23 protein-coding genes are annotated in these 26,277 nt (G+C 69.8%); 6 read left to right on the plus strand and 17 right to left on the minus strand.

All coding sequences use genetic code 11. The annotated features are described in order from the left end of the window. Positions 1 to 690: 690 nt before the first annotated feature. The gene (locus ACI79G_RS09975; protein WP_456880968.1) at positions 691 to 1,209 is read right to left on the minus strand and encodes a hypothetical protein; all 519 of its coding nucleotides are present in this window, start codon (positions 1,207 to 1,209) and stop codon (positions 691 to 693) included. Between the two features lie 281 nt (positions 1,210 to 1,490). Between ACI79G_RS09975 and ACI79G_RS09980 the strand changes: the two genes are divergently transcribed. The 3 genes from ACI79G_RS09980 (at position 1,491) to ACI79G_RS09990 (ending at position 6,820) form a co-directional block, all read left to right on the plus strand. Then, a complete protein-coding gene (locus tag ACI79G_RS09980) occupies positions 1,491 to 1,814 on the plus strand; it encodes a hypothetical protein (RefSeq protein WP_456880969.1) in 324 nt (107 codons plus the stop codon). Between the two features lie 683 nt (positions 1,815 to 2,497). Continuing rightward, the gene (locus ACI79G_RS09985) at positions 2,498 to 5,248 is read left to right on the plus strand and encodes a hypothetical protein (RefSeq protein ID WP_456880970.1); all 2,751 of its coding nucleotides are present in this window, start codon (positions 2,498 to 2,500) and stop codon (positions 5,246 to 5,248) included. Positions 5,249 to 6,475: 1,227 nt separating this feature from the next. After that, complete coding sequence (locus ACI79G_RS09990) at positions 6,476 to 6,820, plus strand: DUF1016 N-terminal domain-containing protein (RefSeq protein WP_456881057.1); 345 nt, start codon at positions 6,476 to 6,478, stop codon at positions 6,818 to 6,820. A 23-nt stretch (positions 6,821 to 6,843) separates the two neighbouring features. On the opposite strand, the gene ACI79G_RS09995 is transcribed toward ACI79G_RS09990, so the two are convergent. The 4 genes from ACI79G_RS09995 to ACI79G_RS10010 form a co-directional block, all read right to left on the minus strand. Next, entirely contained in the window at positions 6,844 to 7,029 is a 186-nt protein-coding gene (locus ACI79G_RS09995) for a hypothetical protein (protein ID WP_456880971.1), read from the minus strand. Between the two features lie 203 nt (positions 7,030 to 7,232). Next, entirely contained in the window at positions 7,233 to 8,231 is a 999-nt protein-coding gene (locus ACI79G_RS10000) for an exonuclease domain-containing protein (protein WP_456880972.1), read from the minus strand. Continuing rightward, on the minus strand, positions 8,228 to 8,785 hold the full coding sequence (locus ACI79G_RS10005; RefSeq protein ID WP_456880973.1) for a hypothetical protein: 558 nt from the start codon (positions 8,783 to 8,785) through the stop codon (positions 8,228 to 8,230). The genes ACI79G_RS10000 and ACI79G_RS10005 overlap by 4 nt, the downstream gene beginning before the upstream one ends. 200 nt (positions 8,786 to 8,985) lie before the next feature. Beyond that, entirely contained in the window at positions 8,986 to 9,744 is a 759-nt protein-coding gene (locus tag ACI79G_RS10010; protein ID WP_456880974.1) for an SAVED domain-containing protein, read from the minus strand. A 107-nt stretch (positions 9,745 to 9,851) separates the two neighbouring features. Between ACI79G_RS10010 and ACI79G_RS10015 the strand changes: the two genes are divergently transcribed. Next, positions 9,852 to 10,358 (plus strand): SixA phosphatase family protein, encoded by a 507-nt coding sequence (locus ACI79G_RS10015; RefSeq protein WP_456880975.1) that lies wholly within the window; start codon positions 9,852 to 9,854, stop codon positions 10,356 to 10,358. Between the two features lie 514 nt (positions 10,359 to 10,872). Here the strand turns inward: ACI79G_RS10015 and ACI79G_RS10020 are convergent. From ACI79G_RS10020 to ACI79G_RS10070, 11 genes are all read right to left on the minus strand, one after another. Continuing rightward, the gene (locus ACI79G_RS10020) at positions 10,873 to 11,601 is read right to left on the minus strand and encodes an enoyl-CoA hydratase/isomerase family protein (RefSeq protein WP_456880976.1); all 729 of its coding nucleotides are present in this window, start codon (positions 11,599 to 11,601) and stop codon (positions 10,873 to 10,875) included. A gap of 556 nt (positions 11,602 to 12,157) precedes the next feature. Further along, the gene (locus tag ACI79G_RS10025; RefSeq protein ID WP_456880977.1) at positions 12,158 to 13,045 is read right to left on the minus strand and encodes an IS5 family transposase; all 888 of its coding nucleotides are present in this window, start codon (positions 13,043 to 13,045) and stop codon (positions 12,158 to 12,160) included. Between the two features lie 151 nt (positions 13,046 to 13,196). After that, entirely contained in the window at positions 13,197 to 14,387 is a 1,191-nt protein-coding gene (locus ACI79G_RS10030) for a 4-hydroxybenzoate 3-monooxygenase (RefSeq protein ID WP_456880978.1), read from the minus strand. Between the two features lie 240 nt (positions 14,388 to 14,627). Then, positions 14,628 to 15,023, minus strand: coding sequence for a VOC family protein (locus ACI79G_RS10035; protein WP_456881058.1), 396 nt, complete (start codon positions 15,021 to 15,023; stop codon positions 14,628 to 14,630). Between the two features lie 2 nt (positions 15,024 to 15,025). Beyond that, positions 15,026 to 16,213 carry an alpha/beta hydrolase family protein gene (locus ACI79G_RS10040; RefSeq protein ID WP_456880979.1) on the minus strand — a complete coding sequence of 396 codons (1,188 nt, stop codon included), beginning with the start codon at positions 16,211 to 16,213 and terminating at the stop codon, positions 15,026 to 15,028. A 19-nt stretch (positions 16,214 to 16,232) separates the two neighbouring features. After that, positions 16,233 to 17,015: an SDR family NAD(P)-dependent oxidoreductase gene (locus ACI79G_RS10045; RefSeq protein ID WP_456880980.1), complete on the minus strand. Its 783-nt coding sequence runs from the start codon at positions 17,013 to 17,015 to the stop codon at positions 16,233 to 16,235. Next, positions 17,012 to 17,764 carry an SDR family NAD(P)-dependent oxidoreductase gene (locus tag ACI79G_RS10050; RefSeq protein ID WP_456880981.1) on the minus strand — a complete coding sequence of 251 codons (753 nt, stop codon included), beginning with the start codon at positions 17,762 to 17,764 and terminating at the stop codon, positions 17,012 to 17,014. Before ACI79G_RS10050 ends, ACI79G_RS10045 begins: the two co-directional genes overlap by 4 nt. Next, positions 17,761 to 18,729 carry a fumarylacetoacetate hydrolase family protein gene (locus tag ACI79G_RS10055; RefSeq protein ID WP_456880982.1) on the minus strand — a complete coding sequence of 323 codons (969 nt, stop codon included), beginning with the start codon at positions 18,727 to 18,729 and terminating at the stop codon, positions 17,761 to 17,763. Before ACI79G_RS10055 ends, ACI79G_RS10050 begins: the two co-directional genes overlap by 4 nt. Continuing rightward, entirely contained in the window at positions 18,729 to 19,667 is a 939-nt protein-coding gene (locus tag ACI79G_RS10060) for a VOC family protein (protein ID WP_456880983.1), read from the minus strand. The genes ACI79G_RS10055 and ACI79G_RS10060 overlap by 1 nt, the downstream gene beginning before the upstream one ends. A gap of 85 nt (positions 19,668 to 19,752) precedes the next feature. Further along, a complete protein-coding gene (locus tag ACI79G_RS10065; RefSeq protein WP_456880984.1) occupies positions 19,753 to 20,883 on the minus strand; it encodes an FAD-dependent oxidoreductase in 1,131 nt (376 codons plus the stop codon). 11 nt (positions 20,884 to 20,894) lie between these two features. Next, complete coding sequence (locus tag ACI79G_RS10070; RefSeq protein WP_456881059.1) at positions 20,895 to 21,863, minus strand: cyclase family protein; 969 nt, start codon at positions 21,861 to 21,863, stop codon at positions 20,895 to 20,897. A gap of 91 nt (positions 21,864 to 21,954) precedes the next feature. On the opposite strand from ACI79G_RS10070, the gene ACI79G_RS10075 reads away from it, so the two are divergent. Further along, positions 21,955 to 22,917, plus strand: coding sequence for a LysR family transcriptional regulator (locus ACI79G_RS10075; protein ID WP_456880985.1), 963 nt, complete (start codon positions 21,955 to 21,957; stop codon positions 22,915 to 22,917). Positions 22,918 to 23,003: 86 nt separating this feature from the next. Next, complete coding sequence (locus tag ACI79G_RS10080) at positions 23,004 to 24,263, plus strand: MFS transporter (protein ID WP_456880986.1); 1,260 nt, start codon at positions 23,004 to 23,006, stop codon at positions 24,261 to 24,263. A gap of 710 nt (positions 24,264 to 24,973) precedes the next feature. Here the strand turns inward: ACI79G_RS10080 and ACI79G_RS10085 are convergent. Continuing rightward, positions 24,974 to 25,612, minus strand: coding sequence for an RNA polymerase sigma factor (locus tag ACI79G_RS10085; RefSeq protein ID WP_456880987.1), 639 nt, complete (start codon positions 25,610 to 25,612; stop codon positions 24,974 to 24,976). Between the last annotated feature and the right edge of the window lie 665 nt (positions 25,613 to 26,277).

Here is a 26,277-nt window from a genome sequence, read left to right on the forward strand (position 1 = left end):
GGCGCCCTCAAGTCAAGCAATCAGTTGGCGTGGGCAACCCACATAACGCGTCTAAGGCCTCACGGAGAGGGCGCCTTGGCGACCAAGAGGATTGGTTGCGCGGCGTTGCCCCACCCCCGGGCTTCGCGGCATGGCACCCGCCCCTGACCACGCGATCAAGCGGTTCGCACTTAGGACGCGTCCATCGCCGCACCGAGATACAAGTCGCAAGGTTCCTCACTGGGCGACCTCATCGGCCTGTCTGGCAGAGTCGCAGACACTTCGGCCAGGACAACTATCGGGCCACAGCCAGGCACAAACACCTCCCCCCTCTGCGTCAACACCGCAGCCACACCGCACGCCAACTAGGCCACAGATGCGCGGACTCAACGAGGCGATGCGGTCCGCCTGCGTAGGACCCTTGCCCCCGGGCTTGGCGACCCGCGACGGGGGCGCAAGCACCGCCTCCCGCGCTAGTCGGCACGCGGGGACGATGCATCATGGCCTCACGCCTGCTCAGCCTTGTGAAAGCGACCGGGGATCGCCACCGCAGAGCCGCGCTCTTGGCAGGAACTCGAAGCGCTTATTGGTAATGCACCACTATTGCCGTTGAGGTAGCGGCTATTGCCGTCGAGGGAGCGGCACGGTCCTACATACGTCTAGAGGGGCGGCCGCAGTCGGCCGCCCCTCTAGTGGTCGAGTCCCGTACGGTCAGTTGTTGGGCCCCGGACTGCCTGTCATGCCTGCCCGTGCAGCATCGTCGGCGTCGGCGTTCGGGTCGTCGACGGCTTGAGAGGGAGAGGCCGGGGCACCTGAGGAGCCGCTCCCAGAGGAGTCCGCATCCTTACTCAGGCCTAGGCGGGCAGCCTGCTCCAAGAGTTCTCCAACCCGCTCCAGCCGTTCCCTTTCCTGCTGGATCGTCTTCTGGATCTCCTCTCGGATGGCGGTGTTAGCGGCGTCTGCGCGGACCCCTGCCCGGCTGTACTCCCGGATGAGGTCACTCAGCGTCACCTCCTTCCACTTCGCCATGGCGCGCAAGGTCTCGTGTTCCTCGTCGCTAATCCGAAGAGTGATGCTGGGCATGGCCGATGCCTGCTCCTTGTACCGGTGATGGGGTATAAGGAGGCGCAGAGGGCGCTCGATGAGTTTGAAACACTTGGGCGCCATCGACTCCTCCCGTGCGTGAGTGGTACCGGTGCTAGCCGCATACGCCTGGTTGCGCACCGTCACGACTCTCCGGTCGAGGAGAATTTTTGCTGTGTGACGGCATGGGTACTGTCTCACGTTTTACGACAGTACGCCATACGTAGGGCTACTTCCAAGGTATGAACTTGCTACCGACGGACGATGGGCAACCTTGCCAAGATAGCCGCACATGCCGACGACTCGCAACCTGGCACCTCGTCACCCCCTGCATAAGTTACAGACAGCGGTCTGTCACGACGCTGTATGACACCTTGCCGCCGCACCGCCTACACTGACCGGCACGACCGCGAGGAGAGGCGCAGCCGATGGCTCTCGATGAACCCGAAGCCTCCCTGCTGTCGCGGCCGGACGACGAGGAGACGTCCATGCCCCCTCTTGACGAACTTGGCTGCTTGCCCGCATGCGCCTGCCTGCTGGACTGCAACGCCGAGTTCGATCCCGCATGCGTATGCCTTCTTAGGGCCACCTTCGAATCCGTTGAGCGGAGGCTTCGCGTGCTTGATGCCACACTCGAATCCACGCCCCTCCTTGAGTTGCTCCAGGAAAGACTGGGCGGTTTGGAGGCACTGCTTCAGGAAATACGACGACTTGAGGCCCAAGACAGGCGAAGAGAGCAGGGAGAGTGCTGACCTGCTAAGTCCACGAAGTAGGGACCTCGGATAACGAGCCTTTTTCGATAACCGCCACTGAGTGCGTCGACTCGCCGCGCCGGCGCCGCATTCTGGGGTGCGCGCTCGAGCAAGTTAAGACTGCTAGGTCCACGAGCGCGCAGTGTGAATGCCGATGTCCAGTCTCCCCATACGCTAGCGGATTGTTCCTGCACTGAGCAAGCGCTAGTAGACATCAGTGCAGTTTATAGCGGCATCGGGCTACTTGTCGCACGCCACCCAGCAATAAGGGAATACGAGCCCGGAGCGGAGAAGCATAAGGCCCGATTCTTGCACGATGCGCACTCGACCCGCGTTACCGTAGGTCAAGCCCTCATTGTGCCGCCGAGGGGACTCAAACCCCTGTAACCTTGTGATCCGTAGGCAGACAGGGCTAAGCGCAGTGCTTGGCGAGGAAAACGGGCACTAGGCACGAGCGGCAAGAACCGACTCGGATGGTGTGCCTAACCGCCGCAAGACGCTGACCCCACGCCGCGAGTCGGCACGCATCTCGCCACGATGGCTTCCGCTCCGATTAGCCGACCTCGGTCGCTACGACACGCGCGACCCGGCACCGGTCACCGATCGTCGAGCATCCACGGGCAGGATCACTGCCACCACCGCCGTGGGCATACCCCCGGCTGCATGTGTATCCAGGGGGAGAAGTGGCAGTCCCGACGCCCGAGCGGCACATCCTCATAGATGAACTTACCCTCCTTCGAGAGATCGGCGGGCCGCAAGCCGAGGCTTTGGCCGCTCACCAGGCGGAACTCCTCTCGACTGAGCCTGCACGCCATGTGCCAGACGACCCAGCCGTATCCGCCGGGGACAAGGCCGCGTTCGAGGCTGCGTGCAGGAACCTTGCGATCGAAGCCTCTAACCGGCTTACCCAACTTGTGAGGACCGTTCCGGTGAACGTCCTCTTCTCCTTGCCCGTCCTACTTGGACAGGGAGACGAACCCGGCAGAAGCGTGTCCGCCGGGGCGGGCCCGTACACGAGTGAGACTGAACTCTTGGCCACCCTGCAGACCGCTCCCCCAGCAGAGCCGAGTGTCGAGAATGTGGCGGCAGCGTTTCGATCCCTGGCGCTAGCGCGCAGAGTCCTTCACCTCCGGCACCTTGCAGGAACGAGAGACAGCAATAGGCTAGCAGGCCGATTGGTAACCGGTACCACCCTGGTCCACGGACGCTTCTACGGCTACTACGACCTAATCGTCGCTGGGGAAGTGCGTTCAAGACTGGTAGCACACGGCCACGACCCAGAAGAGCCTGCGGCGGCCGAGGCCCTGAAGCGCCTCTTCCTCAGGCGGTGGACCGAGGCGCTTGGCCAGTTCTTCCAAGAGGCGCGCACATCCGCTCGGCTCCTCCGGCTCCTTCGCAGCCACGCCCTCTTCCTATCGGATCAGAACAATCTCACGGATCACGAGTTCACCATCCTGACCCGGCACATTGCTGGCATGTGGCTGACAGAAGAGGACGTGAAGGCTGCACCAGATGTCGCATACACGGACCTCGACATTCAGCGATGGGTACAACTGCTCACCTGGTCCGGCGTGCCGCGCACGGATGGCGCTTCAGCCCTTCTGCTACAGCCGATGCTCCGTGTCGGCGACCAACTGCTTCTCGCCCTTCCGCATCGCTTGGACACCGACCTTACGGCCATCCTCCATAGCCTCTGGTCGAACCGGTACGGCGAGGACTACTTCCACGGTCGTGGGGCTGTCGTCGAAGAGATCACTTTTAACTCCATCGCAGACCTCCCTCAAGCCCAGTCGATCTCTGCAGCGATGTACCGTTCAGCGGACGGATCGACAGAGGCGGAATGTGATGGCGTCATCCTGTGGAGGGACCTCTGCATTATCATAGAGGCGAAAGGAGGATTCATCTCAGAGTCAGCCCGAAGGGGATCACATGACGCGGCGGTCAAAGACCTTCATGAAACACTTGGAGAAGCCTACTACCAGGCATTCCGCCTGGTCCGAGTGCTTGAACAGGACAAGAGCGTCACGCTGCATCGGAGCAGCGAGGCGCTGACGATAGTTGCCGAGCAGGTTCGCAAGGTCTACGTAGTAGTACCCACGGCCGACGACTTCGGCGCGGTCGCGACCGAACATGCCTTGTTGATGGCGGAAAGCGTGTGGCCCCAAGGCGCATCTCCCCTAGTGGTCTCCGCACAAGAGATGCTCCTGATTCGCGACCTCCTGCCCGAGCCACTTTCCTTCGTTTCATACCTTGAGTTCCGCGAAGAGATTGCGACCGCAAAGGCGGCGCCTCGATTCACGGACGAGCATGAGATGCTGGGTGCCTTCGTCGCCGGGATCGACCCACTGTTCAACGAGCACCGCCTCGCAAACCTAGAAACTGGAGTGATGCTCATTCCCGACCCAGTGCTACAGCGGCACGTGAACAAGTGGTTGCGGAGCCGCTACGGCGACGGGCCCGAGAAGAGGCCCAGACGACATGCGCCTGAGGCTGAGAGTGTCATCACAGAGTTCGCCGAGAGAACCCAAATACTTGAGCAGGCGGTGTGGGCGATGTGCGCACCTGGGGACGGTGCACATGGCGCAGCACTGTCCCTGAAGGAACCGGCCCCGGCCAGTCGGGAGCCCAAGGTCTATAGGATCACAGGGTTTGCCACGGTCCTCGCCAGGCCGACCCGAGAGGCCCGTAAGGCGAAGGGCAGGCTTATGCGACGACTCTCACGCCAGCGCGAAGTATGGTGGCTCACCTTCCTTCCAGGTCTTGGCGGGCGCCTTGAATCAGTCCTCCGAGACGTCCCGGGAGTGCCTAACCACAAGGGACTATTGCCACGCGTGGATCCCAAACTTGCCACACACTGGTACGAAAGGACTAGCGCCCGTCGCGGTCCGAGGTCTTACGATGCCGGTCTGGTTGCCGCCCTTGAGACAGAAGGGCTACTTCGGGACGAGGCAGTAGCCGTGGCTCGAAGGCGTCTATCCGCTCGCGTTAGATCGACTTCGGGGCACGGGATCGCAATCAGGAGATCCGCCACCACGTGGCTTGGCGAGATGACCACCTTGGCACGGGAGATCGGCGTGTCCACTTTCGACCTTGGAATAGCAGATCGGCTGGTAGCCGATGCAATACGCGTCATTGACAGCCATCGACTCGACCGATCGCAGGCGCTAGACGTCTTGCGAGCGGCCCATGGGGGAGAATCTCCTGCAGACTTCGTTGGACGTACGTTCACCGAACCGCCACTGGGTGACGAGGAGATTGCTCGCCGCGCGGTCGCTGTCGTTCACTCATACCCCGAGCACGCAAGGGCCGCCGCCGCAGGCAATCGCAAGAAGGAACAACACCTGCTGGGCTTTATCTTGAAGGAGTGCAACCCCAAGCCAACCGCCGACCGCGTGGCACGCGCACTATCGGAGGCGCTTGGCGGCTTGGGGTAGCGCCACCTTCACCGGAACCGGCACACCTACGAGAGGGGCCAAGTGGCCGAGTTCAGCATGGATCAAGTCGTCAGCATCCTGCGTGACCGTCACGGCATCGACGCCTACGTCGAGATGACGGGCGGCATGATCGTGGTCTTGAGGTCTTGGACGCGGCACAGCAGCCGGTCCTGGTGCCAGACGATGACGGCGTCGAAGTCGCGGCCTTCAAGCGGCGCAGCATCTCTTTATAGGCCGGGTGCGGCTTGCCGCTGTAGGCGCTGAGGTCGTTGTCGGAGAAGACGAACGCGACGGTCAGACCAAGGCGCTCGGCTAGTTCCCTACAGTCCTTCTCCTGATGCTCGACGCCAAGGCCAGCGCCGGTGCGATCCTCAGAAATGCGCGTATCGATAGCGGCCCTGTCGGCCATAGCGACCGCGCCTGCCTATGAGATTTATTGTCTCATAGTCGCGGGGTGGAGTCAGGCTACACGATGGGTCGCTATTCCTTCCCGTTACGCCCGCTCTCGGTTTTTCGCGGGGTGTGCATCGCGACCGCGTGGACCTGCTTCGCCGGGCGCTTCCGACGGAGGCAGCGTGCCGGCGGGTGGGGGTAAGACGTCTGGCCGCCCGGGCTCGCGGCGGCCCTGACCGGTTGACCGGCGCCGCCTCCCCTTGGACTTCAGGTTCAAGCCGATGCCGAAGGGCAACTTGACGCCCAATTCCAGCTCTTCGGGGTCTTGGCGCCACAGGACGGCGAGGACGACAACGAGGATGCCGGCGAGGACGAGGCAGGCGACGGTCAAGTTCGACTCCAGGAAGCAAAGCGGTCGCTAGGCTCCTGATCGGCGAACTCCCGGGTGCGAGGACCTACTGGCCTCGCTATCGACCCATCAGTTGTGGGCGGCCCATCAGTCGAGGGCCTTCCGGCCTCCGAACGCTAAGGCGAGGTGCAACCCTGGGGATAGGTAGGGTCGCCTGCGCGCAGAGTCATGGTAGCCCATCCGACTGCGGTACGGCGGTCTTGTCACGGGATGCTTCCTTCCGTACGACGGGGCGCGCGGATCCGCCAGGTCCCGCGTCGTTTCGTGCCGTCCCTCAGCCACCCAGGGCGTCGCGTTCGCGCTCCACCTGCCTTGCCTCTGCGTCGTTGCCCAGGGTCCGCAGGTCGATCGCCAGGTTGCCGAGGGCGCCGGCCACGGCATCGCGGTACCAATCCGAGTGACGCTCGAACAGGCCCCGGTCCGAGATCCTCGACCGGTTGAGCACCGACCTCCGAAGACGGTTCCCCGGCCACATCACGTTCTCGCCCACCAACCTCGACTACATGCGGCGCTTCGCTGCGGCGTGGCCGGACCCGGGCATCGCGCCGCCGCTGAACCATCTGCCGTGGGGGCACATCCGGGTGCTGCTGGACGAGGTCGCTGACCCGCGGGCCCGCGACTGGTACGCCGTGGCGGCGTTGGAGCACGGCTGGTCGGAGACCGTGCTGCTGCAGCAGATCCTCAACCGCACGTACGTGCGCGGGTTCGCACCTCACCCAGCGACGGAGCGTCGGGCGTCGGCAGGCCGCACTTCGACCCGGCGGCGCTGACCTCGTCGGTCAGCGCGGCCGCCTCATGGCTCGGGGTGGCCGGCGGTGCTGACTTCGGCGCGGTACTCGAACCAGTCCCGGCCGCGGGCATCCTGGGTGACGTCAGGACCGGTCACGGTCAGCGTGGCCCAGTCGAGCCGGTCATGGGGCCCGGCCTGCTCCCGCAGCGCCGCCCGTAGCCCCCGCGGTTGCCCGGTCGCGGTGGGCATACGGCAGCGCCGTGATCGCGGTGAAGGTCGGCACGGAGGCCATCGTGATCGCGGCCGCCTGCCCGCGGTCCGGTCCGGCACCGACGCCCCACTCTCGGGGGTGAGGGCATGCCGCGCCTGGTCCGTCCCGGGCGTACTACGCGACACAGCTCAACGACGCATCCTGCGAAGGCCGCCGCGACGGCCCTCGCGGAGGTGCGCGGTCAGTGCACGACGACCGCGCGGGTGCCGGAGGTGCGGGTCTCGGTGAGCAGGTCAACGAGGTCGGCCTCGGTGAGCACCTCGATGCGATGGCCCTTCTGACGCCAGCGGACGGCCTTCTCCGCCTTGCCGCTCCAGAACTCGGCCGGGTCGCGACCGGTGAACCCGTCGCCGACGACCAGCATGGTGGTCCGCTTGGTGACGCCCTTCTCCACGACCGCGCCGCAGCCGGCGACGGCGTCCCAGGCGTCCTGCCGGTGGATGCTCAGCGCGCCGGTGAAGACGACGACCTGTCCGAACAGCGGGTGCGTGGGATCAGCGTCGGCGGCGGCAGCCGGAACGGCGCCGCTCGGGCTGCTGCTGTGGCAGCCCGACCATGCGGCGGCCTCCAGCCGACCGGGCAGCACCTGCAGGTCGCGGCACAAGCTGGCGAAGTCCGCGGCGCCGCGGCGGCGGGCGATCTCCAGCACGATGCGCGCGCACGCGGCCGCGTCGGCACCCGCTTCGTGATGGTCGGCGAGGTCGACGCCGCACTCGTCGGCGACCATCGGCAGCCGGTAGGAGATCAGGTCCAGCGCCCGGCGGGCCATGACCAGCGAGCACGCGTAGTCCACGGCCGGCCACTCCCGGCCGGCGGCGATGCACGCCTCGCGCAGCGCGCCCATGTCGAAGGCGGCGTTGTGCGCGACCAGCGGCAGGCCGTCGGCGACCTCGAGCAGCTGGTCGAGCCGCTCGGCGAAGGGCGGCTCCTCGGCGACCATCTCGGCGGTGATGCCGTGCAGGTCGACGTTGAACCAATCGAACTCATCGAGCCCGGCCGGTGGCCGGGTGCGCCACGAATGCGTGGCGACCACCGTGCCGCCGCGGACGACCGCGGCCCCGATGGCGCAGACGGAGCCGCGGGCGGCGTTGGCAGTCTCGACGTCGAAGGCGACGAAGTCGAGCCCCACGGCTGCCCCGCCCTCCAGCGGAGTGCGGGGAGTCGGCAGCAGGGCGGTCATGCCGCGGCCTCGGCCGCGGCGGCCTGCAGGACGACGGGCAGCGGCCGGGTGGCCGGCCCGCCCAGGTCCCGCAGGTAGGAGCGCGCGAGGCGCTGGTCCTCGATGCCGTCCCAGGCGGTGCACAGCCGCTCGAACCAGCGGGCGATGCCCAGCGCGCGCCGGGTGCGCGGCTCGCCGCCGGCGTCCTCGGCAGTTTCCGGGTCCAGGGGATCGGGCAGCGCCGGCCAGCGGGGCGCGGTGAGCGACCGCCCGTTCTTGCGCGCGGCGACGGCGTCGATGAAGGCGGCCTGCAGCTCGTCCACGGTGGCGGCGACGGCGGCCAGGGTGGCCGCCGGATTCACCGCCGACTCGGGCGTCGACGGGTCCGGCAGGACGTCTGCGCCGGCCGCGGTGGCCATCAGGCGCCGGCCGGCGGTCAGCGCCTGCAGCGTCTGGGCATTGTCCGCGCCGTCGAGGACCCACGCGCCACACATGCGCGACATGGGGCTCATGCGCAGGCCGAGGTCGACCCACCACACGACCGGCGCTCCGTCGATGGCGTCCACGACCGCCAAGACCGGACTGTTCCCGCTCATCGTCCCCCCGTCACCGGCTCGGAGACCGGACGGTATCGGGACGGGGACGTCTGCCCGGGACGTCGCGGCCGGTGGCGCACCATGCGCCCCGCCGGTCTCACCGGCGTCACCGCCGGAGTTCGCGATGTACGGTCCTGCAGCGCCTTCGCCTCCCCGGCGCTCGGGGCGCTGTGGCCGGCTCAGGCGTTGACGCTGAACGCCGGGGTGTAGCCGCGCCCCGGACCGAGGTGCTCGTAGACGACGGTGGGGCGGATGCGGTTCCAGCGGTGCCCCAACAGCAGCGCGAGCCCGCCGGGGCCGGCGAGGAACAGGTGGACACGCTCGGTGTCGGCCGCGCGATCGAGTCCCTGACGAACGAGGTTACGGATTTGCTGGGCGTACGCCACCGCCCGCCCGGCGTTGGCCACGGCCTGGTCGTCCGCGCCGGCGGCCGGCTGGACGGTGACCAGTTCGCTGACGGGAATGGCCTGGCTCCGCAGGTAGGCGGTGACAGCGTCGGTCGGGTCGACGGCCACGCCGACCGCGACGGCCAGGTCGCTGCCCAGGTCGAGGCGGGTGTGCTGCACCTGGGGTGCAGGCACGGGCGTCTTGGGCCTGTTGGTCGACCAGAGCTGGCCGCCCTGCAGGTAGCGCAGCGTGTGCTGGCGGACGGCGGGCAGCGCGGTGCCTACCCGGAAGAACGTCGCCTGGCGCATCGCGCCCCGGACGAGGGTGGAGGTCCAGCCCTCGGCCTCCAGGGTCGCGGCGGCCTCGGTGAGCTCGCGGTCCATGCGCACCCAGTCGGCAGGGTCGCGGGGCTGGACCCGGACGCCGGGCTGGTCGCCGTCGTAGAGGTCGACCCAGTTCAGCGGGTGACGGGAATGGAACCCGCATGGCCGGCTTGGAAGGTGTTTCGAGCTCCCACGGGCGGCAGTGGAGCTCGCGTCGATCTTCGGCATCGCAGTGTCGATGGACGCCGGACGGCCGCGCCCGGCGGCCGAGGCTCTGACGCGCGGCGCCCTGTCGCCGGCCGAGCATCGTGGGGGATGGGTGCCAGACTCGGCCGGTGCGGCCGCGTCGACTTCTGCTGATCCGCCATGCCAGGGCCGCTGGCGGCCCGGTCGATCGGGAGCGGCCACTGATTGCCGAAGGCGTGCAGCAGGCCGCGGCGCTCGGGGCCTGGCTGGAGCACGCCGGTCTGGTACCGGACCGGGTGCTGGTGTCCCCGGCCCGTCGCGCGGTACAGACCTGGGAGCAGGCCGGCACCGCCCTGTCATCGGCGGTACAGCCGATCGGCGACGCGCGGATCGGCGACAACACCGTCGAGGCGCTGCTCGCGGCGATCCGGGAGACCCCGGAGGACGTGCTGTCGGTGGCCGTCGTCGGGCACAACCCCTCGATCGGTGCGCTGGCGGGCGTCCTCGACGACGGTCGCGGGGATCCGGTGGCGCGACGTGGCGTCGAGTCCGGCTTCCCGGCCGGGGGTGTGGCGCTGTTCGAGCTCGCCGTGTCGTTCGCCGCCGTCGGGCCGGGCGCGGCGACGCTGCGGGACTTCAGGGTGCCCAGCGACTGAAGGGGACACCCCCTTGATTGCCTGCGAGGGCAAGGCGCGGAATCGAGCCAACCGACCTAGAGAGCGACGGCTGCTGACGGCGCCGGAACCAGCCCTTGCCGCCGAGGCAGCGAGTGAGGGCGTCGGTCATGGCCTGTCCAGAGGGCCGAACCGGAGCGGTGTGCCGCCGGAATCTCTTGAGGGCCGTCTACACGGACACCATGGGACGTGCTCGCGGCGGTCGGTGCGAGCGGCGTCCGGCCAGCAAGCGACCGTCACGTGTCTAACGTCGCCTCTATGACCGAAGAGCTGCGGCGCGGGTGAAGCCTGCAGCCGCCGGCTGAGGCCACAGTCAGCGCCGACGACGAGGGCTCAGAGCCGGCCGGCGTGGTGGCAGTTCTGGTTGCAGTTGGTCGCGTTCGCGCCTATTCGTAGCCGTGCGCGGCCGTATTTGTCCGCTGGTCACACGGCTTACGGAACTGTGGCGAACCGCCATGAACGCGATCACGACGGCCTGGCAGTGCGGGGATTGCATCTAGCGCCGGGCCAGCGCCGCGAGCGCGGCCTCGATCCGCCGCCGGGTGTCGTCGGAGGTCCAGCCGTCGAGGACGGCCGCGTCGCCGTCGGCGGTTGCCTCGATCGCTGCGTTCGCGGGTCGGTGGAGCTGGACCTTGGCCAGCCGGTAGGACTCCGGGGACCGGGCGGCCAGCTCGGTGGCCAGCGCGACCGCCCGCGGCAGCAGCTCGCCGGGCTCGGTGAGTTCGTCGACCATCCGCAGGGCCAGCGCCCGCTCGCGGTCTTCGGTCTGCGCGCCGAGCAGCACCTGGCCGGCACGGGAGTCGAGCGCGTGCCGGACGATCTCCAGGGCGGTGGTCGGAAAGGGGACGCCGACCGCCAGCTCGGTCAACCCGATCCGGCCGCCCGACATCAGCCGCAGGTCGCAGGCCAGGGCCAGCACGCAGCCGCCGGCGATCGCGTGCCCGTTGACCGCCGCAACCGTCGGCCGCGGATGGTCGAACACGACGCGAAATGTGCGGGACAGCGCCGCCAGGAGCTCCTCGGTGTACGGCCGGCCGCCGTCCAGAATTCGGCGCAGGTCCACCCCGGCGGAGAAGGACGAGCCGCTGCCGGTGATGACCACCGCCCGGTCGGATGCGGTCACGGCCTCGGTGAGGGCGTTCAGCAGCTCTACGTCGAGGGCGCCGACTCGGCCGTGCTGGATGCGCAGAACGGCAACGTCATCCCGATCCTCGGTGATCAGCATCGAGCCATCATCCACGCAGCGGATTGGAGTGCCCGACAACGGGGACTCTCGTGGGCTCGGGCTGACGAGGGTTCGCCACTGCCGGCACTCGGGAAATGCGACGGAGCGCTCGGTGCGGTCCTTCAGGGTGTCCCACTCGACGGCTCGGGGGTGCAGTGGCCGTCGGTCGGCGAGGACGCCGCGGCGAGCAGCCCGTCGGTGGCGATGAGTGGCGACAGCCGAGATCCCGGCCAGCAGCCCGCCCAACACGCCCGGGCGCGGGGAAGCAGTACAGCAACCGGTACAGCACCACGCTCGGAACGGCGGCGAATCGAACCGGACGGCGACGGATGTCCTACGCCTCTGAGCTGCGCAGACAGGACACGCGCGATCCGTGGCGAACGCCCCGAACGTGACTGAGGTCAAGGGGTCGCAGGTTCACATCCCGCCAGCCCGACAGCGGGAAACTGCAGCTCAGGGGCCGTTCCCGGGAGACCGGGAGCGGCCCCTGATCGCGTTCCGAGGCGGTTTGGCCACCCTCACCTCAGGCCTGAGAGGGTGTTGGGTAACCGGCTGACTACCGGTCTTCGTTGAGGTCTTCGGCGAGGCGTCGAGCGGCTTCGGTCTCGATGGGCCCTTGCGGCTCGACGTCCTCGCCGGCCAGCCGGGCGGCCATCAGCCGGATCATGGCCACGTCGATCATGGCCTCGGCGTGGGCGGTCTTGCGTTCGTAGTCCCGGGCCAACCGTCTGCACCTCGCCAACCAGCCGAAGGTCCGTTCCACCACCCAGCGACGGGGCAGCACCTGGAAGCCTCGCACGTCGGCGTTGCGCGGCACGACCACCAGGTGCAGGTGCTCGGTGCGCTCGGCCCAGTCGAGCAGGCCGGTGTCGACGACGTTGGCGTAGCCGCCGTCGACCCAGACCACAGCGATGCCGGGTAGGCGTGTGTGCAGGTCGCGCAGGACCAGCTTGGCGCCGGCACGGTCCTGCACGCCAGCCGCGTGCACCACGCGGTGCAGGATCAATCCGTCGCTGTCGACCAGCAGATGCCGCTTGCGGCCGCGGACGCGTTTGCCGGCGTCGTAGCCGATCTCCTCGCCCCCCTCGGCGCTCTTGGCCGACTGGGAGTCCAGCACCGCCGCGGTGGGCTGCCGGTTGCGCCCGTCCCGCTCACGGAGTTGGTCGCGCAGCGCCTGGTGCACTCGGTGCCAGGTGCCATCGGTGGTCCAGGCGGCAAACCAGCGATAGGCGGCGTCCCAGGGGGCCAGGTCATGCGGGACGTGCCGCCAGGCGCAGCCGGTGCGCAGCACGTACAGGATGGTGTCCAGGATCAGCCGCCGGTCGTACTTCAGCGGCCGCCCACCGCTGCGGGGATCGCGGACCGGCAGCAGCGGCGCGATCACCGCCCACTGCCGATCGGTCAGCGACGTCGCATAGCGGGGCTTGCACCGGCACACGCACATCCACCGGAACCATCACCCTGCCGCGCCACCGAGTCCGCCGCCCCGCCGATCAGTCAGCACCGCCGGTCAGGCCGTCGCCGACCGCGCCGGGTCGGTTACCCAACACCCTCTGAGGCGTCCGTGGCCACGGACGTGCGCGTGATCACGGGGCCTACTGCGCGGGCCAGCCGGTGTAGGCCTCGGCGAGGTACGCCGATCCGTGGCGTGAGCCGACGATGCTGCTGAGCTCACCGAGCTGGCGCTTGTGATCGAACGGGTTGGCGCCGGGGCGGGTGTGCAGCATGGAGGTCATCCAGTAGGAGAAGTTCTGCGCCCTCCACACGCGCTCCAGGGTCCGCTCGCTGTACCGGTCGAGGAGGTCCTGGGAGCCGGTGGCGGCCCAGGACTCGATCCCCTCGAACAGCACGCGGACGTCGGCGAAGGCGAGGTTGAGGCCCTTGGCGCCGGTCGGGGGCACGGTGTGGCCGGCGTCCCCGGCGAGGAAGAGGTTGCCGTACCGCATGAGTTCGCAGACGTAGCTGCGGAACCGCAGGATGCTCGTGTCGAAAATCATCCCCTGCTTCAGTTCCAGGCCGTCCGGGCCGTCCACCCGCTTCTGCAGCTCCGCCCAGATCCGGTCCTCCGACCACGCGGCGGCGTCCTCGTCGGGGGAGCACTGGAAGTACATCCGCTGGATGTTCGCGTCGCGCTGGCTGATGAGTGCGAAGCCGTGCTGTGAGTGGGCGTAAATGAGCTCCTCGGCGCTGGGCGGTGCCTCGCAGAGGATGCCGAACCAGGCGAAGGGGTACTCGATGAAGTTGTCGGTGCGGTGCTCGCTGGGGATGGCCCACTTGGTAATGCCCTGGGAGCCGTCCGCGCCGACCAGGATCTCGGCCCGGATCTCCTGGGCGACGCCATCGGCGTCGGTGAAGGAGATGCGCGGTGTGCCGGTGAGGTCGGCGACGGCGGTGTCGGAGACGCCGAATCGGACGTCGCCGCCGGCCTTCTGGCGGGCCGCGGCGAGGTCGGTGAACACCTCGTTTTGCGGATAGAGCCACACCGCCTCGCCGACCAGGTCGGTGAAGTCGATGCGGTGGCTCTCCCCGCCGAAGCGCAGGTCGATGCCCTCGTGCTTGTGTCCGTCGGTGAGCACCCGGTCCGAGGCCCCAGAGTCGACGAGCAGATCCACGCTGCCGTGTTCGAGGATCCCGGCGCGGTGGGTGGTCCGGATGGTGTCGTGCTCGCGGTTGTCCACCACGACGTTGTCGATGCCGGCGCCGGCGAGCAGGTGGGAGAGCATCAGCCCGGCCGGGCCTCCGCCCACGATGCCGACGCGGGTCTTGATCACTTCAGGGCCGAGCATTCCTGTCTCCTTCGCTCGAGATCATCCGGGCATGCCGGACATGACGCCGAAACGCCGGTCCGGCCCAGTCGCGCGGCATCCCCGTGCCCCGCTCGCACCCTCGCGCGATCGGGAGCCGCCGCACCGGGTTCCTCGACTGCGGTCGAGCGTCCCGGTGTGACCGGCCAGTCCAGCGTCGCGGGAGGATGGCCGAATCGGGCTCCGGAGGGGCGAGGTCACCGCAGTCGAGACGGAGCCTGGTCAGTTGATGACGTGCAGCTGGTCCATCCAGACGACCTCCCAGACGTTGCCGTCCGGGTCGGTGAAGCTGCCGGTGTAGCGGGTGTCCTCCGCTCGCGTCGGCGGTCCGGACCGGCCGCCGGCGGCCACGGCCTTCGCGACGAGGTCGTCCACCGCCGCGCGGCTGTCCACGGTCAGGCAGTGCACCGCCGTCGCCCCGCGCGAGGGATCCCCCACGTCGCCGGGCACGAGGCCGCTGAACCGGTTGCGGGTGTGCAGGACGAGTGCGACGTCGTCGTCCAGGACGACCGAGGCGGTCTCCTCGTCGGAGGAGTGCTCCTCGATCCGGAAGCCGAGGGCCTCGTAGAACGCCCGGGCCGCCGACAGGTCACGCACCGGGAGCTTGATGAACAGCATGCTCACGACGACGCCCCCGTCCGAGCGGACCGGCTCGCCAGCTCGGCGAAGGTGTCGGCGACCCAGTCGGCGATGAAGGTGCTGACGTAGGGCAGGTGGTCGAGGCCGATGTGCTCGGTGGCGCCCTCCTCCGGGGTGAACACGCGGAGTTCGCGCTTGGGGGAGTTGACCGCCTGGTCGTAGGAGCGGTGTGCGTATTCGACGGGGATCTGCCGGTCGTTGGCGCCGTGGGCGATGAGGAACGGCACGGTGATGTTCTCGACGACGCCCTCGAGGTTCACCTGGTCGGCGAACTCGATGAAGGCGTCGAGGTCGTCGTGGCCCCACACCCACAGCACGTGCTCCCAGTAGTGCGGCACCGGCCGCTCGCCCTCGCGCTCGAGCCGGCGGCGCTGCACCGCGCCCCAGTCGTGGTTGGCGCCCCAGGCCACGCAGAGGGCGAAGCGCTTCTCAAACGCCGCGGCGCGCGGGGCGTAGTAGCCGCCCAGCGACCAGCCGACGATCCCGATCCGGGCGTCGTCGACGTCATCACGGGCCTGCAGGAAGTCCACGGCGGCCGCGCCCCACGCCTCGGTGTCCACGCGGGCGGGAAGCCCCTGCAGCCGCAACGCCTCGCCGGTGCCGGGCTGGTCGAGCATCAGGCAGGAGATGCCGCGGGCGGCCAGCTCCTCCCAGTGGCCCGAGGAGTACTGGTGCTCCTTGGTCGAGTCCAGGCCGTTGACGAGCACGACCACCGGCACCGGCCCGGCGTCGGCGGCCGGCGCCTGGCTGAAGTAGGCCGGCAGCGTCGTCCCCTCGTAGGGCACCTCGACCCGTGCGACGCGCGGGCTGTGCAGCTCGAAGGCCTTCTGCGCCAGCTCCAGCAGCCGCTTGTAGGTGGGTACCCGGTTCGGGTCGGAGTGGGCCAGCATCCGTTCGGCCTGAGCCAGGTAGTTGGTGGCGCGGAAGTACAGCTGTCCGGCGGTGCGCGTGTGCCCGGCCTTCTCCGCGTCCTCCGCCTGGCCGACGAGCTGGTCGGTCAGCGCGGTCCAGGCGCGCAGGAAATCCGGCGTGCCGGCGTCCTCGCCCTGCTGCGCGGCGTCCTTGATCGGTCGGCAGGCGCGGTCGACCTCGTCGATCAGGCCGCCGGAATTCAGTGCGGCGACGACGCCCAGGTTCCAGACGTAGTTGCCTGGGAAGTACTCGAACACGGTGGGTTCCTCTCGTTTCTCAGGATGCGCCGGGCAGGACGGCGGACCAGCCGCCGTCGACGACGAGGTTGGCGCCGGTGACGTAGGACGCCTCATCGGAGGCGAGGAACAGCGCGCAGCGAGCGACCTCGTCGGCGGTGCCGATGCGGCCCAGCGGGATGGCCCGGGCGATGGCGCGCATGGGGTGATCAGGGGCGAGCAGGTCGCCCTCGGTGGCGGGGGTGCGGATCATGCCGGGGCTGATGCAGTTGGCGCGGATGCCGTGCACCGCTCCCTCGGCGGCCAGTTGCTTCGTCATCGCCACGACGCCGCCCTTGGTCGCGGTGTGCGCGATGCGGGTGTTGGTCAGCGAGCCGGTGATGCCGGCGGTGGAGCCGACCAGCAGCACGCTGCCGCCGCCGCGGGCGACCAGGTGCGGCCAGGCGTGCTTGGTGGCCAGGAAGACGACGTCCAGTTCGTTGCGCAGGACGAAGGACCAGTCCTCGTACGAGGTCTCGGCCACGGGTGCGAACCGGGTGGCGCTGGCGTTGTTGTAGAGCACGTCGATGCCGCCGTGCCGGGCGGCCGCGGCGTCCACCCACGCCCGGACGCCGTCCTCGTCGGTCAGGTCGAGCGGGTGGGTGCTGTCCATGGCACCGCCGGCCGCGCGCACCAGCTCGACGGTCTCGGCGGCGCCGACGGCGTTGACGTCGGTGCCGACCACGGTGGCGCCTTCCGCGGCGAACAGCAGCGCCGCCGCTCGTCCCTGCCCGCCAGCGGTGCCCGTGATCAGCGCGACCTTGCCGGCCAGCCGCCCGCTCACGTCGCCGCCCGGACGGCGTCGCTGATCGACTTCACGCCACCGTGGGCGGTCATGCCGCCGTCGACGGGGATCTCGGCGCCGGTGATGAAGGTGGCGCCGTCGCCGAGGAGGAAGGCGACCAGCGGGGCGACCTCGTCGACGGTGCCGGTGCGGCCCAGCGGCGTCTCGGCGACGTTGGCGGCGCGGAACGCCGGTGCCGCCGAGGCGGTCATCGGGGTCTCGATGTAGCCGGGGTGCACGGTGTTGACCCGGATGCCGCGCGGACCGAGCTCCAGGCAGGCGGCCTTCGCCAGCCCGCGCAGCGCCCACTTCGACGCGGTGTACGCGACCGGGAAGTGGCCGGTCAACGCCGCGACCGAGCCGACCACCACGACGGACCCGCCGTCGGTCATCAGCGGAGTGAGCGCCTGGATGCCCAGCAGCGTGCCGGTCACGTTCACCTCGGTGACCCGGGCGAGGTCGGCCGGGTCGAGGTCGCCCAGCCGCGCCCGCCAGGTGATCCCGGCGTTGGCGACCAGCCCGTCGACGCGTCCGTACCGGTCCCGCAGGTCGTCGGCCAGCGCCGTCCAGCCGGCGGCGTCGGTGACGTCGAGCCGCCGGTAGGCAATCCCCGGCAGCTCCTCGGCCGGCGAGTCGGTCAGGTCGCAACCGACCACGGTGGCGCCCTCGGCGGCGAGCAGCCGGGCCTCGGCCGCGCCCTGCCCCTGACCGGCGCCGGTGACGACGACGACCTTCCCGTCGAGCGTCACGACGGGCGCTGCCGGGTGCGCGGCCGCGGCCGGGCGGGTGCCACTGGCGGCAGGTCGAGGCCGGGGACGACGCGGTTGCGGATGGTGCCGAGGCCCTCGACGGTCATCTCCACGACGTCGCCGGGCTGCAGTGGGGGAGGGGCCGCCTCGCCGCGGGTGCCCCAGAGCTCGGCCAGGCAGCCGCCGTTGCCGCAGGTGCCCGAGCCGAGCACGTCACCGGACCGGACCTCCGTCCCGCGCGAGGCATAGGCGATCAGCTCCTCGAACGGCCAGCCCATGTTGGACAGCAGGTCCTGGCCGATCTGGGTGCCGTTGACCGACACCCGCATGTCCAGCGGCAGGAACCCGTCGGCGTCCCGGTACGGCTCGAGCTCGTCGGCGGTGACCAGCCACGGACCGAGCGTGGTGGCCGAGTCCTTGCCCTTGGCCGGGCCCAGGCTGACCTTCATCTCCCGGGCCTGCAGGTCGCGGGCCGACCAGTCGTTCATGACCGTGTAGCCGAAGACGTGCTCCCTTGCGGCCTCCGGGGTTAGCGAGGCGCCGTCCCGGCCGACGACGACGGCGACCTCGAGTTCGAAGTCGAACCGCTGCGACCCCGGGGGCACCGGGACGTCGTCGTGCGCGCCGATCAGTGCGTGCGGGTTGGTGAAGTAGAACGTCGGCGCCTGGTACCACTCGGCCACGACCCCGGCCTGGCCGTCGATGGCCTTGCGAACCCCCTCGACGTGCTCCTCGAACGCGACGAAGTCCCGCAGGGTCGGCGGCTGCAGCGGTGGCAGCAGCCGGACGTCCTCCAGCGGCACCGCCGGACCCTGAAGCGCAGCCGTGCCCGCCTGCATCGCCGTCGGCAGTCCGGCGCGGACGAGGTCCAGGACCGTCGTCCCGTCGGGGAGGGCGTGCAGGCCGGCGGCGGTGACCACGCCGGCCCGCACGCGGCTCCCGGTCTCCCAGGTCGCGAACCGCATCAGACCGGGGGAGCGACGAACAGACCCTTGTCGGGGTCGTTGAACGACTTCTTGGCCACGAACTCGTTCATCTGGTTCGCGGTGCCCCACTGGTCGGAGACCTCGGGGTTGGTGAAGTCGTAGAGGTGCGGGTGCCAGGTGTCCTCGTCGATCTGCTCCAGCTCGGTCGTGTACTCCATCGTGTTGCCGTTGGGGTCCAGGAAGTAGCTGAAGGTGTTGTTGCCGGCGAGGTGCCGGCCCGGGCCCCAGATCTTCTCGACCCCGGACCGCAGCACGCGCCCGGTGCCGCGCATGTACTCGTCGAGGCCGCGCAGCTCGAAGCTGGCGTGGTGCAGCGAGGGGTGTGGGCAGCGGGCGATGGCCATGCTGTGGTGCCACGAGTTCACCCGCATGAACCACATCATCTCGCCCATGTGCGGGTGCATCAGGGTGTCCGACAGGGCGAAGGCCAGGTGCTTCTCGTAGAAGGAGCGGGTGCCCTCGGGGTCGGCGGAGTTGATGACCACGTGGGACAGGCGCACCGGGATCGACTCGCCCTCCTCGATCGGGCGGTGCTGCCGGACGGCGACGTCCGCGCTGATCTCCACGGTGCGGCCCTCGTTGTCGAAGAACCGGAACCCGTAGCCGCCGCCGGGGGTCTGCAGGTCCCCGGGCTCGCTGACCAGCCGGACGCCGTCGGCCGCCAGCTGCGCGGCCAGGGTGTCGACGTCGGCCGGCGTCGCGGCGCCGAAGGAGATCAGGTCGATCCGCTTGTCGGCCGACTCCCGCAGCCGCACGACGTACTGCTCCGGGCTGCCCTCAGCTGCCAGGAAGGTCAGGCCGGTGTCGCTGTGCTCGGCCTTCAGGCCCCAGGTGTGGGTGTAGAAGTCGAGCTGGCTCTTGTAATCGGGCACGGCCAGGTCGACGTGCCGCAGGTGGGTGATCAGGCGCTGGGTCACGGGTTCTCCTCGAGTGGGGGTCGGGGCGGCCTCGTCCCGGGTCCCACCGCGAGCGTGCGAGCGGTGGGGAGGACGAGGTCCTTCTTCAGGCCGGGTCGCTGACGAGGACGGCGATGCTGCGCATGAGGCCGGGCACGTCGCCCTGCTCGTGGTCGAGCAGCCACTGGCCGAGCTGGTTGGAGGCGTCGACGACGGCCGTCGCCCGGTCGAGCCGACGCGCGTGGAAGGCGTTCCACAGGTCCTGGTCGAGGGTGTCCCGGGTGAGCAGCAGGTCACTGAGCACCGCGGCGTCCTCCAGCGCCTGCGCGCCGCCCTGGGCCACGGTGGGCGGGCAGGTGTGCGACGCGTCCCCGATCAGCACGACGCGGCCGCGGTTCCACGGCGCGGGCAGGATGTGGGTCTCGAACCAGGTGTAGTTGACCCGGCTGGGATCGGTGAGCTGCTCGCGGATCTCGTCCCACGGCCCGTGGTAGGGGGCTGAGAGCTCCTTCATCGTCGCCAGCCGCTCCTCCGGCGTTATCGCAGAGCGGTCCTGAGCCTCCTCCACGATGTAGGCGTAGAGGGAGTCCTCGCCGGTGGGGCAGTAGCCGGCGATGAACGACGGCCCGCCGTAGTACAGGTCGGTGCGGGTCACGTCGGCCGGCCGGGGGCCGAAGGCACGCCAGATGCCCATCCCGGTCGGCCGGGTCTCCAGCTCGATGCCGAGCGCCTGCCGCACGGCGGATCGGACGCCGTCGGCTCCGACCACCAGGTCGTAGCGGCCGGTCGAGCCGTCGGTGAACGTGACGTCGACCCCGGCGTCGTCCTGGCGCAACTCGGTGAACGTGATGCCGTACCGCAGCTTGACGCCGACCTCCGCGGCGCGGTCGTGCAGGATCCGGGCCAGCTCCGGACGCGACATGCCCATGACCGCGGGGTAGTCCGGGCCACCGGACTTGGCGTCGGGCACCTCGAACAGCACCGTGCCGTCCGCATCCGGCGCCCGGATGCCGGTGACGTCGAACGGGAAGCCCTTCTCCCGGACCCGCTCCCAGACACCGACCCGATCGAGCTCGCGCAGCGCGTTGCCCTGCAGGGTGATGCCGGAGCCCAGCGCGGTGACCTCGGGCTTGACCTCGACGAGGTCGACGGCGACGCCGGCCTCCGCGAGCCGGATGGCGGTGGCGGTCCCGGCCAGGCCGGCGCCGACCACCAGGACGTTGTCCACTGCGGTCACGGGGTGCTCCCTCACTTGACGGCGATGGGGTTGACCGGGGCGCCGACGGCGCCGGTCACGGGCAGGGGCGCGGCGGTGAGGAGGAAGTCCCACACGCCGTCGGCGGCGCAGTCGGCCGCGAGCGCGTCGAGGTCCCACATCTCGCCGATGAACAGGCCGATGTGCGGGATGGCGACCTGGTGCAGCGGCTGGAAGGCGATGTCGAACTCGTTGGGGCGGACCTCGAAGCCCCAGGTGTCGGTGGCGACGCCGGCGATCTCGGTGCCGTGCAGCCAGTCGGCGGTGGTGAACGACAGGCCGGGGGAGTCGCCGCCGGCGTAGTCCCTCCAGCCCTCCCGTCGCGCCCGGGCCAGCCGGCCCGTGCGCACCAGCAGCAGGTCGCCACGGCCGACCCGGGCGCTCTCGCCCTGGGCGGCGATCGTCGCCTCGAGGTGCTCGGCGGTGATGGCGAACCCGTCGGGCAGCTCGCCGTCGGTGCCGATCGCGCGGCCGACGTCGAGCAGCACGCCGCGCCCGGTGATGAGGGAGGCGACGGTCTCGATGCCGGTCACGCCGTCGCCCTCGCTGGTGACGACGTCCCCTGCCCGGCGGCCGTTCCAGGCGGTCCCGTGGTCGAAGATGTGGCCGAGGCCGTCCCACTGGGTGGAGGCCTGCAGCGGCATGAACACGACGTCGTCGGCGCCGCCGAGGCCGTGCGGAAAGCCCTGCCCGCGCTCAGCGTCCAAACCGGTGTCGAGCATGGTGTGCACCGGGTTGGTCCGTCGGCGCCAGCCCTTCTGCGGGCCGTTCGCGTCGAACGACTGCGCCAGCGAGAAGCTCACGCCCCGGCGCACCAGCCGCGCGCCCTCCACCCGCTTGGCCTCGTCCAGGAAGTTCAGCGTGCCCAGGACGTCGTCGGCGCCCCAGCGGCCCCAGTTGGAGCAGCGCTTCGCCGCGGCAGCGATGGCGCCCTCCGGGTCGGTGCGGTCCAGCTGTGGCATGTCGGTCACGTGTCCCACCGTCTACGGACGCGTGTCACTCGGGAAGACGAGATGTGTGATGCGGGGCATAAGAGCCGTGGATACTGCCCCGGTGAACCTGGCGAGCCTGGACCTCAACCTGCTGGTCTCGCTGGACGCGCTGCTGCAGCAGCGCAGCGTCACCCGCGCCGCGGCGCAGATGGGGCTGTCCCAGCCGGCGTTGTCCGCGTCGCTGGCCCGGCTGCGCCGGCACTTCGGCGACGAGCTGCTGACCCGGGTCGGCAACGAGTACCGGCTCACGCCGCTGGCCGTGCAGCTCAGGGAACTGGTCCGCATCGCGCTGTCCGGAGTGGAGCGCGTGTTCGCCGCCCAGCCGGACTTCGACCCGGCGTCGTCGAACCGGGAGTTCTCCGTACTGGTCAGCGACTACGTGGTCGTCGTCCTCGGCGACACCATCGCCGCCCTGCTCGCCGACGAGGCACCGCACACCCGGCTCCGCCTGACGCCGCACTCACCCGCGATCGTCGAACGCGCCGACCAGGTCCTCCTCGGCACCGACCTCCTGCTCCTGCCGCACGGGTTCGTCACGGATCTCTCGCACCGCGACCTCTACCGCGACGAATGGGTCTGCGTCGTCTCGGCCGACAATCCCGTCGTCGACGAGGGCCTGACCATCGAGCACCTGCAGACGCTCCCGTGGGTAGCCACCTACCACGGCCAGACGGCCTCCACCCCGGCCGCCAGGCAGATGCGCATGCTCGGCATCGAGCCCCGGGTGCAGGTGGTCAACGAGGACTTCCTCACCGTGCCGGCTCTCATCGCCGGCAGCGACCGGATCGCCCTGCTGCAGCGCCGGCTGGTCAGCCTGCTGCCCCTGGACATCGGCATCCGTGCCCTGCCGTGCCCCTTCGAGGCCGGCCCCCTGGTCGAGGCGATGTGGTGGCACCCCGCCTACGACGACGACCCCGAGCACCAGTACCTGCGCGACGTCGTGTCCCGGGCGGCCGAACAGGCCGTCGGACCCGCTGCCCAGGAGGGCATCGACCTGGCTGATACCGCACCCCGGAAGAAGTGATTTCCGCTCCCTCCGCGCCGTCCTGACACTTCTCCGCCAGTGATGCCGATCACCGCGGTCGGCACCCCTGACAACCGGAGAGCCCCGTGTCGCAACCGCTCGCGAGCTCCATCCCTGCCGTCGAGGAGCCCCTCGCCGGCGAGGTCGCCGTCGATCCGGCCACCGGCCGACCCGCCGGCCGCATCCAGGCGTTCGTGCTGCTGGTGTCCAGCTGCCTGTCGGTGCTCGGCGCCGTCCTCCTCGCCCCGGTGCTCCCACGCATCCAGGACGCCTTCGCCGGCACGCCAGGGGTCGAGGCCCTCACCCCCGTGGTGCTCACCGCACCGGCGCTGGTGATCGGGCTGACCGCTATGATCGCCGGCCGCATCGTGGACAAGCTCGGCCGCAAGCGGCTGCTCGTCGGCGCACTGGTCGTCTACGCGTTCGTCGGGACGGCGCCGCTGTGGCTGCCCTCCCTGCAGCTCATCGTGGCCAGCCGGGTGCTCCTCGGTCTGACCGAGGCCGCGATCATGACCTGCTGCACCACGCTGCTCGCCGACTACTTCCACGGCTCCAAGCGGGAGCGTTACTTCGGCCTGCAGGTCGTCTACACGACCGTCTCGGCCACCGTCTTCTTCGGCGTCGGTGGTGCGCTGGGCGCGCAGGACTGGCGGACGCCGTTCTGGCTCTACGTCGTCAGCCTGCCGCTGGCCGTCCTCGCGGCGAAGTACATCTGGCAGCCCGCCCCCCGAGCCCAGGCGCACGCCCACGCCACGAAGCTGCCGCCGCTGCCGTGGGGACAGCTGGTCAAGCCGGTCGCCGTGACCCTGCTGGGCGGATTGATCTTCTACGTGCTCATCGTCGAACTGTCCTTCAAGCTCGACAGCATCGGTGTGGAGTCCACCGGCACCATCGGCGCGGTCAGCGCCATCGGCTCACTGGGTACCGCCGTGGGCGCCTTCCTGTTCGGCCGGCTCGCCAAGCTGGGCCCAGCGGTCACCGTGCCCCTGGCCTTCGGATTGTCCGGGCTCGGCCTGATCGGCCTGGCCCTCGCCCCGAACGTGCCGCTGGTCACCGCCTTCGCCGTCGTCACAGGCTTCGGCAACGGCCTGTTGCTGCCGTCCCTGCTGACCTGGGCGCTGGGCTCCCTCACCTTCGAGCAGCGCGGCCGCGGCACCGGCGTCTGGACCTCGGCGCTGTTCATCGGCCAGTTCGTCTGCCCCCTCGTCGTCCTGGGGCTGACCGGGGCGCTCGACGGGCTGGGCTCCGCACTGCTGGTCCTGGGTGCCGTCGCCGTCGCTGCGGCGGTCGCCGTCCGACTGGTCCGACCGACGGCCGCCGCGGACCCCGCCCTCGCGGCGCACTGACGCGTCTGACCGACGGACGACGGCCCCGCGGGAGATTCCCGCGGGGCCGTCGTCCGTCCAGCGGCTCTGGCGGGCTCGACCCGGACGGGGATGCTGTGTCCGGCTCGCGAACCAGGATGAACACGGTCAAGGACATGACCACTTGACGTCGGCCGCGCGAAGTTGTCGCGGGGGACCGCCGCATGCCTGCGACGCGGTCACGCGCAGCAACCGCGAAATGTGATTCGTACCGCCTGCGTCTGCCCAGCCCGGACGACGTCTTGACCACCATTCTGACCACCATTGAGGTCAGTTCGGGACTGTCCCTCCCTGTCCGCCGTCGTTCCGTATGCCGGTCTACCTGCGCAGTTGCACTGTGGCGGACGACCGTGAACCCGCGGCCGACGGCTGGGGGTCAAGGGGTCGCAGGTTCAAATCCTGTCAGCCCGACAGCGGAACCGCAGGTCAGAGGCGGGTCGGCCGAGGAGGCCGGCCCGCCCCTTGCATGACCACAGCAACGTGGCCCGAGGGACAGCAACGGTCACCAGCGGAGCGCTCGGTCGGGCCGGTCGGCCGCCTCCCGCTGCTGCGCCGGACGGACGTGGCTGCAGATGTCCGCTCCGGTGCATACGGAGCGCCTCGACGGCCGAACGGGGGAGTGGCACGGCCCTGCGGGACCTGTCCGTCTGGGGCTCGTCGAGCTGCAGGCCCGCTGACCGTGCACGAGGTCGTCAGAGGACGGCCGGGGCCAGCGTCGTACGCAGCCGGGTGAGGAGACGGGCGCGGGTCGGGCCGATGCTGCCCACCGGCATACCCAGCCGCGCACTGATCTCCTCGTAGCTCACCGGGGGTGACGCGACCAGCAGCTCGAGCAGCCGCTGATGCCGCTCGGGGAGCTTGCTCAGCGCCTCGCGCACCATGGCCGCCCGCTCCCGCCGCAGGACGTGCGCCTCCGGGTCTTCGGCCCGCTCCGCGACCTGCTCGAGGACCGTGTGCGTCTGCGGGTCCACCGGGCTCTCGCGGCTCCCTCGGCGGATGGTTTCCAGGCAGGCTCGGCGCGCGGTCGTCCGCAACCAACCGGCCAGCCGCTCGGGTTCCCGGATCGCGTCGAGGTTCTCCAGCAGTCGCACCCACGTCGTCTGGACGGCGTCGGCGGCCTGTGCGTCGGTCAGCCGGAACCCGCGGACGACCGACCACAGCAGGCGCCCGTACTCGTCGACGATGACGTTCCAGGCGACCTCGTCGCCGCCCGCGGCCCGCCGGACCAGCTGCGCGGTGATCTCGTGCCCACCGGTCCGGGGAGCGGTGGACCCGCGGCCGTGCGCCACGCCATCGGGACGAGCCCTGGACTGCAGCGGGGTGGCGACCATGGAGGACCTCGTCCTCTCGGCCGCGACGGTGCGGCGCACCGCCGGGTCCGTGCCACCGAGCCCGCTGACGAGGCCGTCCGGTGACGATCGAGCCGGCTCCCGATCCGCGGGGCGCTGCGTCAGCCCTGGGGACGGGGTGGCGATCTGGTGGCCGAGATGCCAGGCGGTGCATTCCGAGCAGTAGGCCATCCACACGCGGGTGGCGTGGCGATGACAGGGACGATTGGCAGACGCGCCCCTCGCCCGTCCGACTTGCAATTCGGGAGATCGTCCAGACATCGAATTCCCTGACGTGCAGAAGCGCTCGCTGTGGCCGGCGCTCGTGGTTTTGCGGACTTCTTCAGGGTCGTCTGCGCAAATCCGATGCGGCATGGTGTCCGACGGCACACTTCCAGCACGTGCGGGTAAGGGTCTTGTACTGGATTCGTAAGGACAGTGGCCCCCTGGGGTCCGTCCACGGCTGAGCACGCACCCGCTCGAGAGGGCGCGGCGGTGGAAGCCGCCGTGGGCTCCCCGTCGCGGCCCAGTTCTCGGCCGGCGATCAGGGCCGGATGACGGGTCAGGTCGCTAAGCTCGGCCAGCCGGGGCTGGTAGCAGTGGTCTCCAGGGAGACTCGCCATGTCGTCACGCTGGGTCTGGGGGCTGGCCGGGGGATCGCCGGTGCG

This window comes from Geodermatophilus sp. SYSU D00779 (assembly GCF_054050595.1).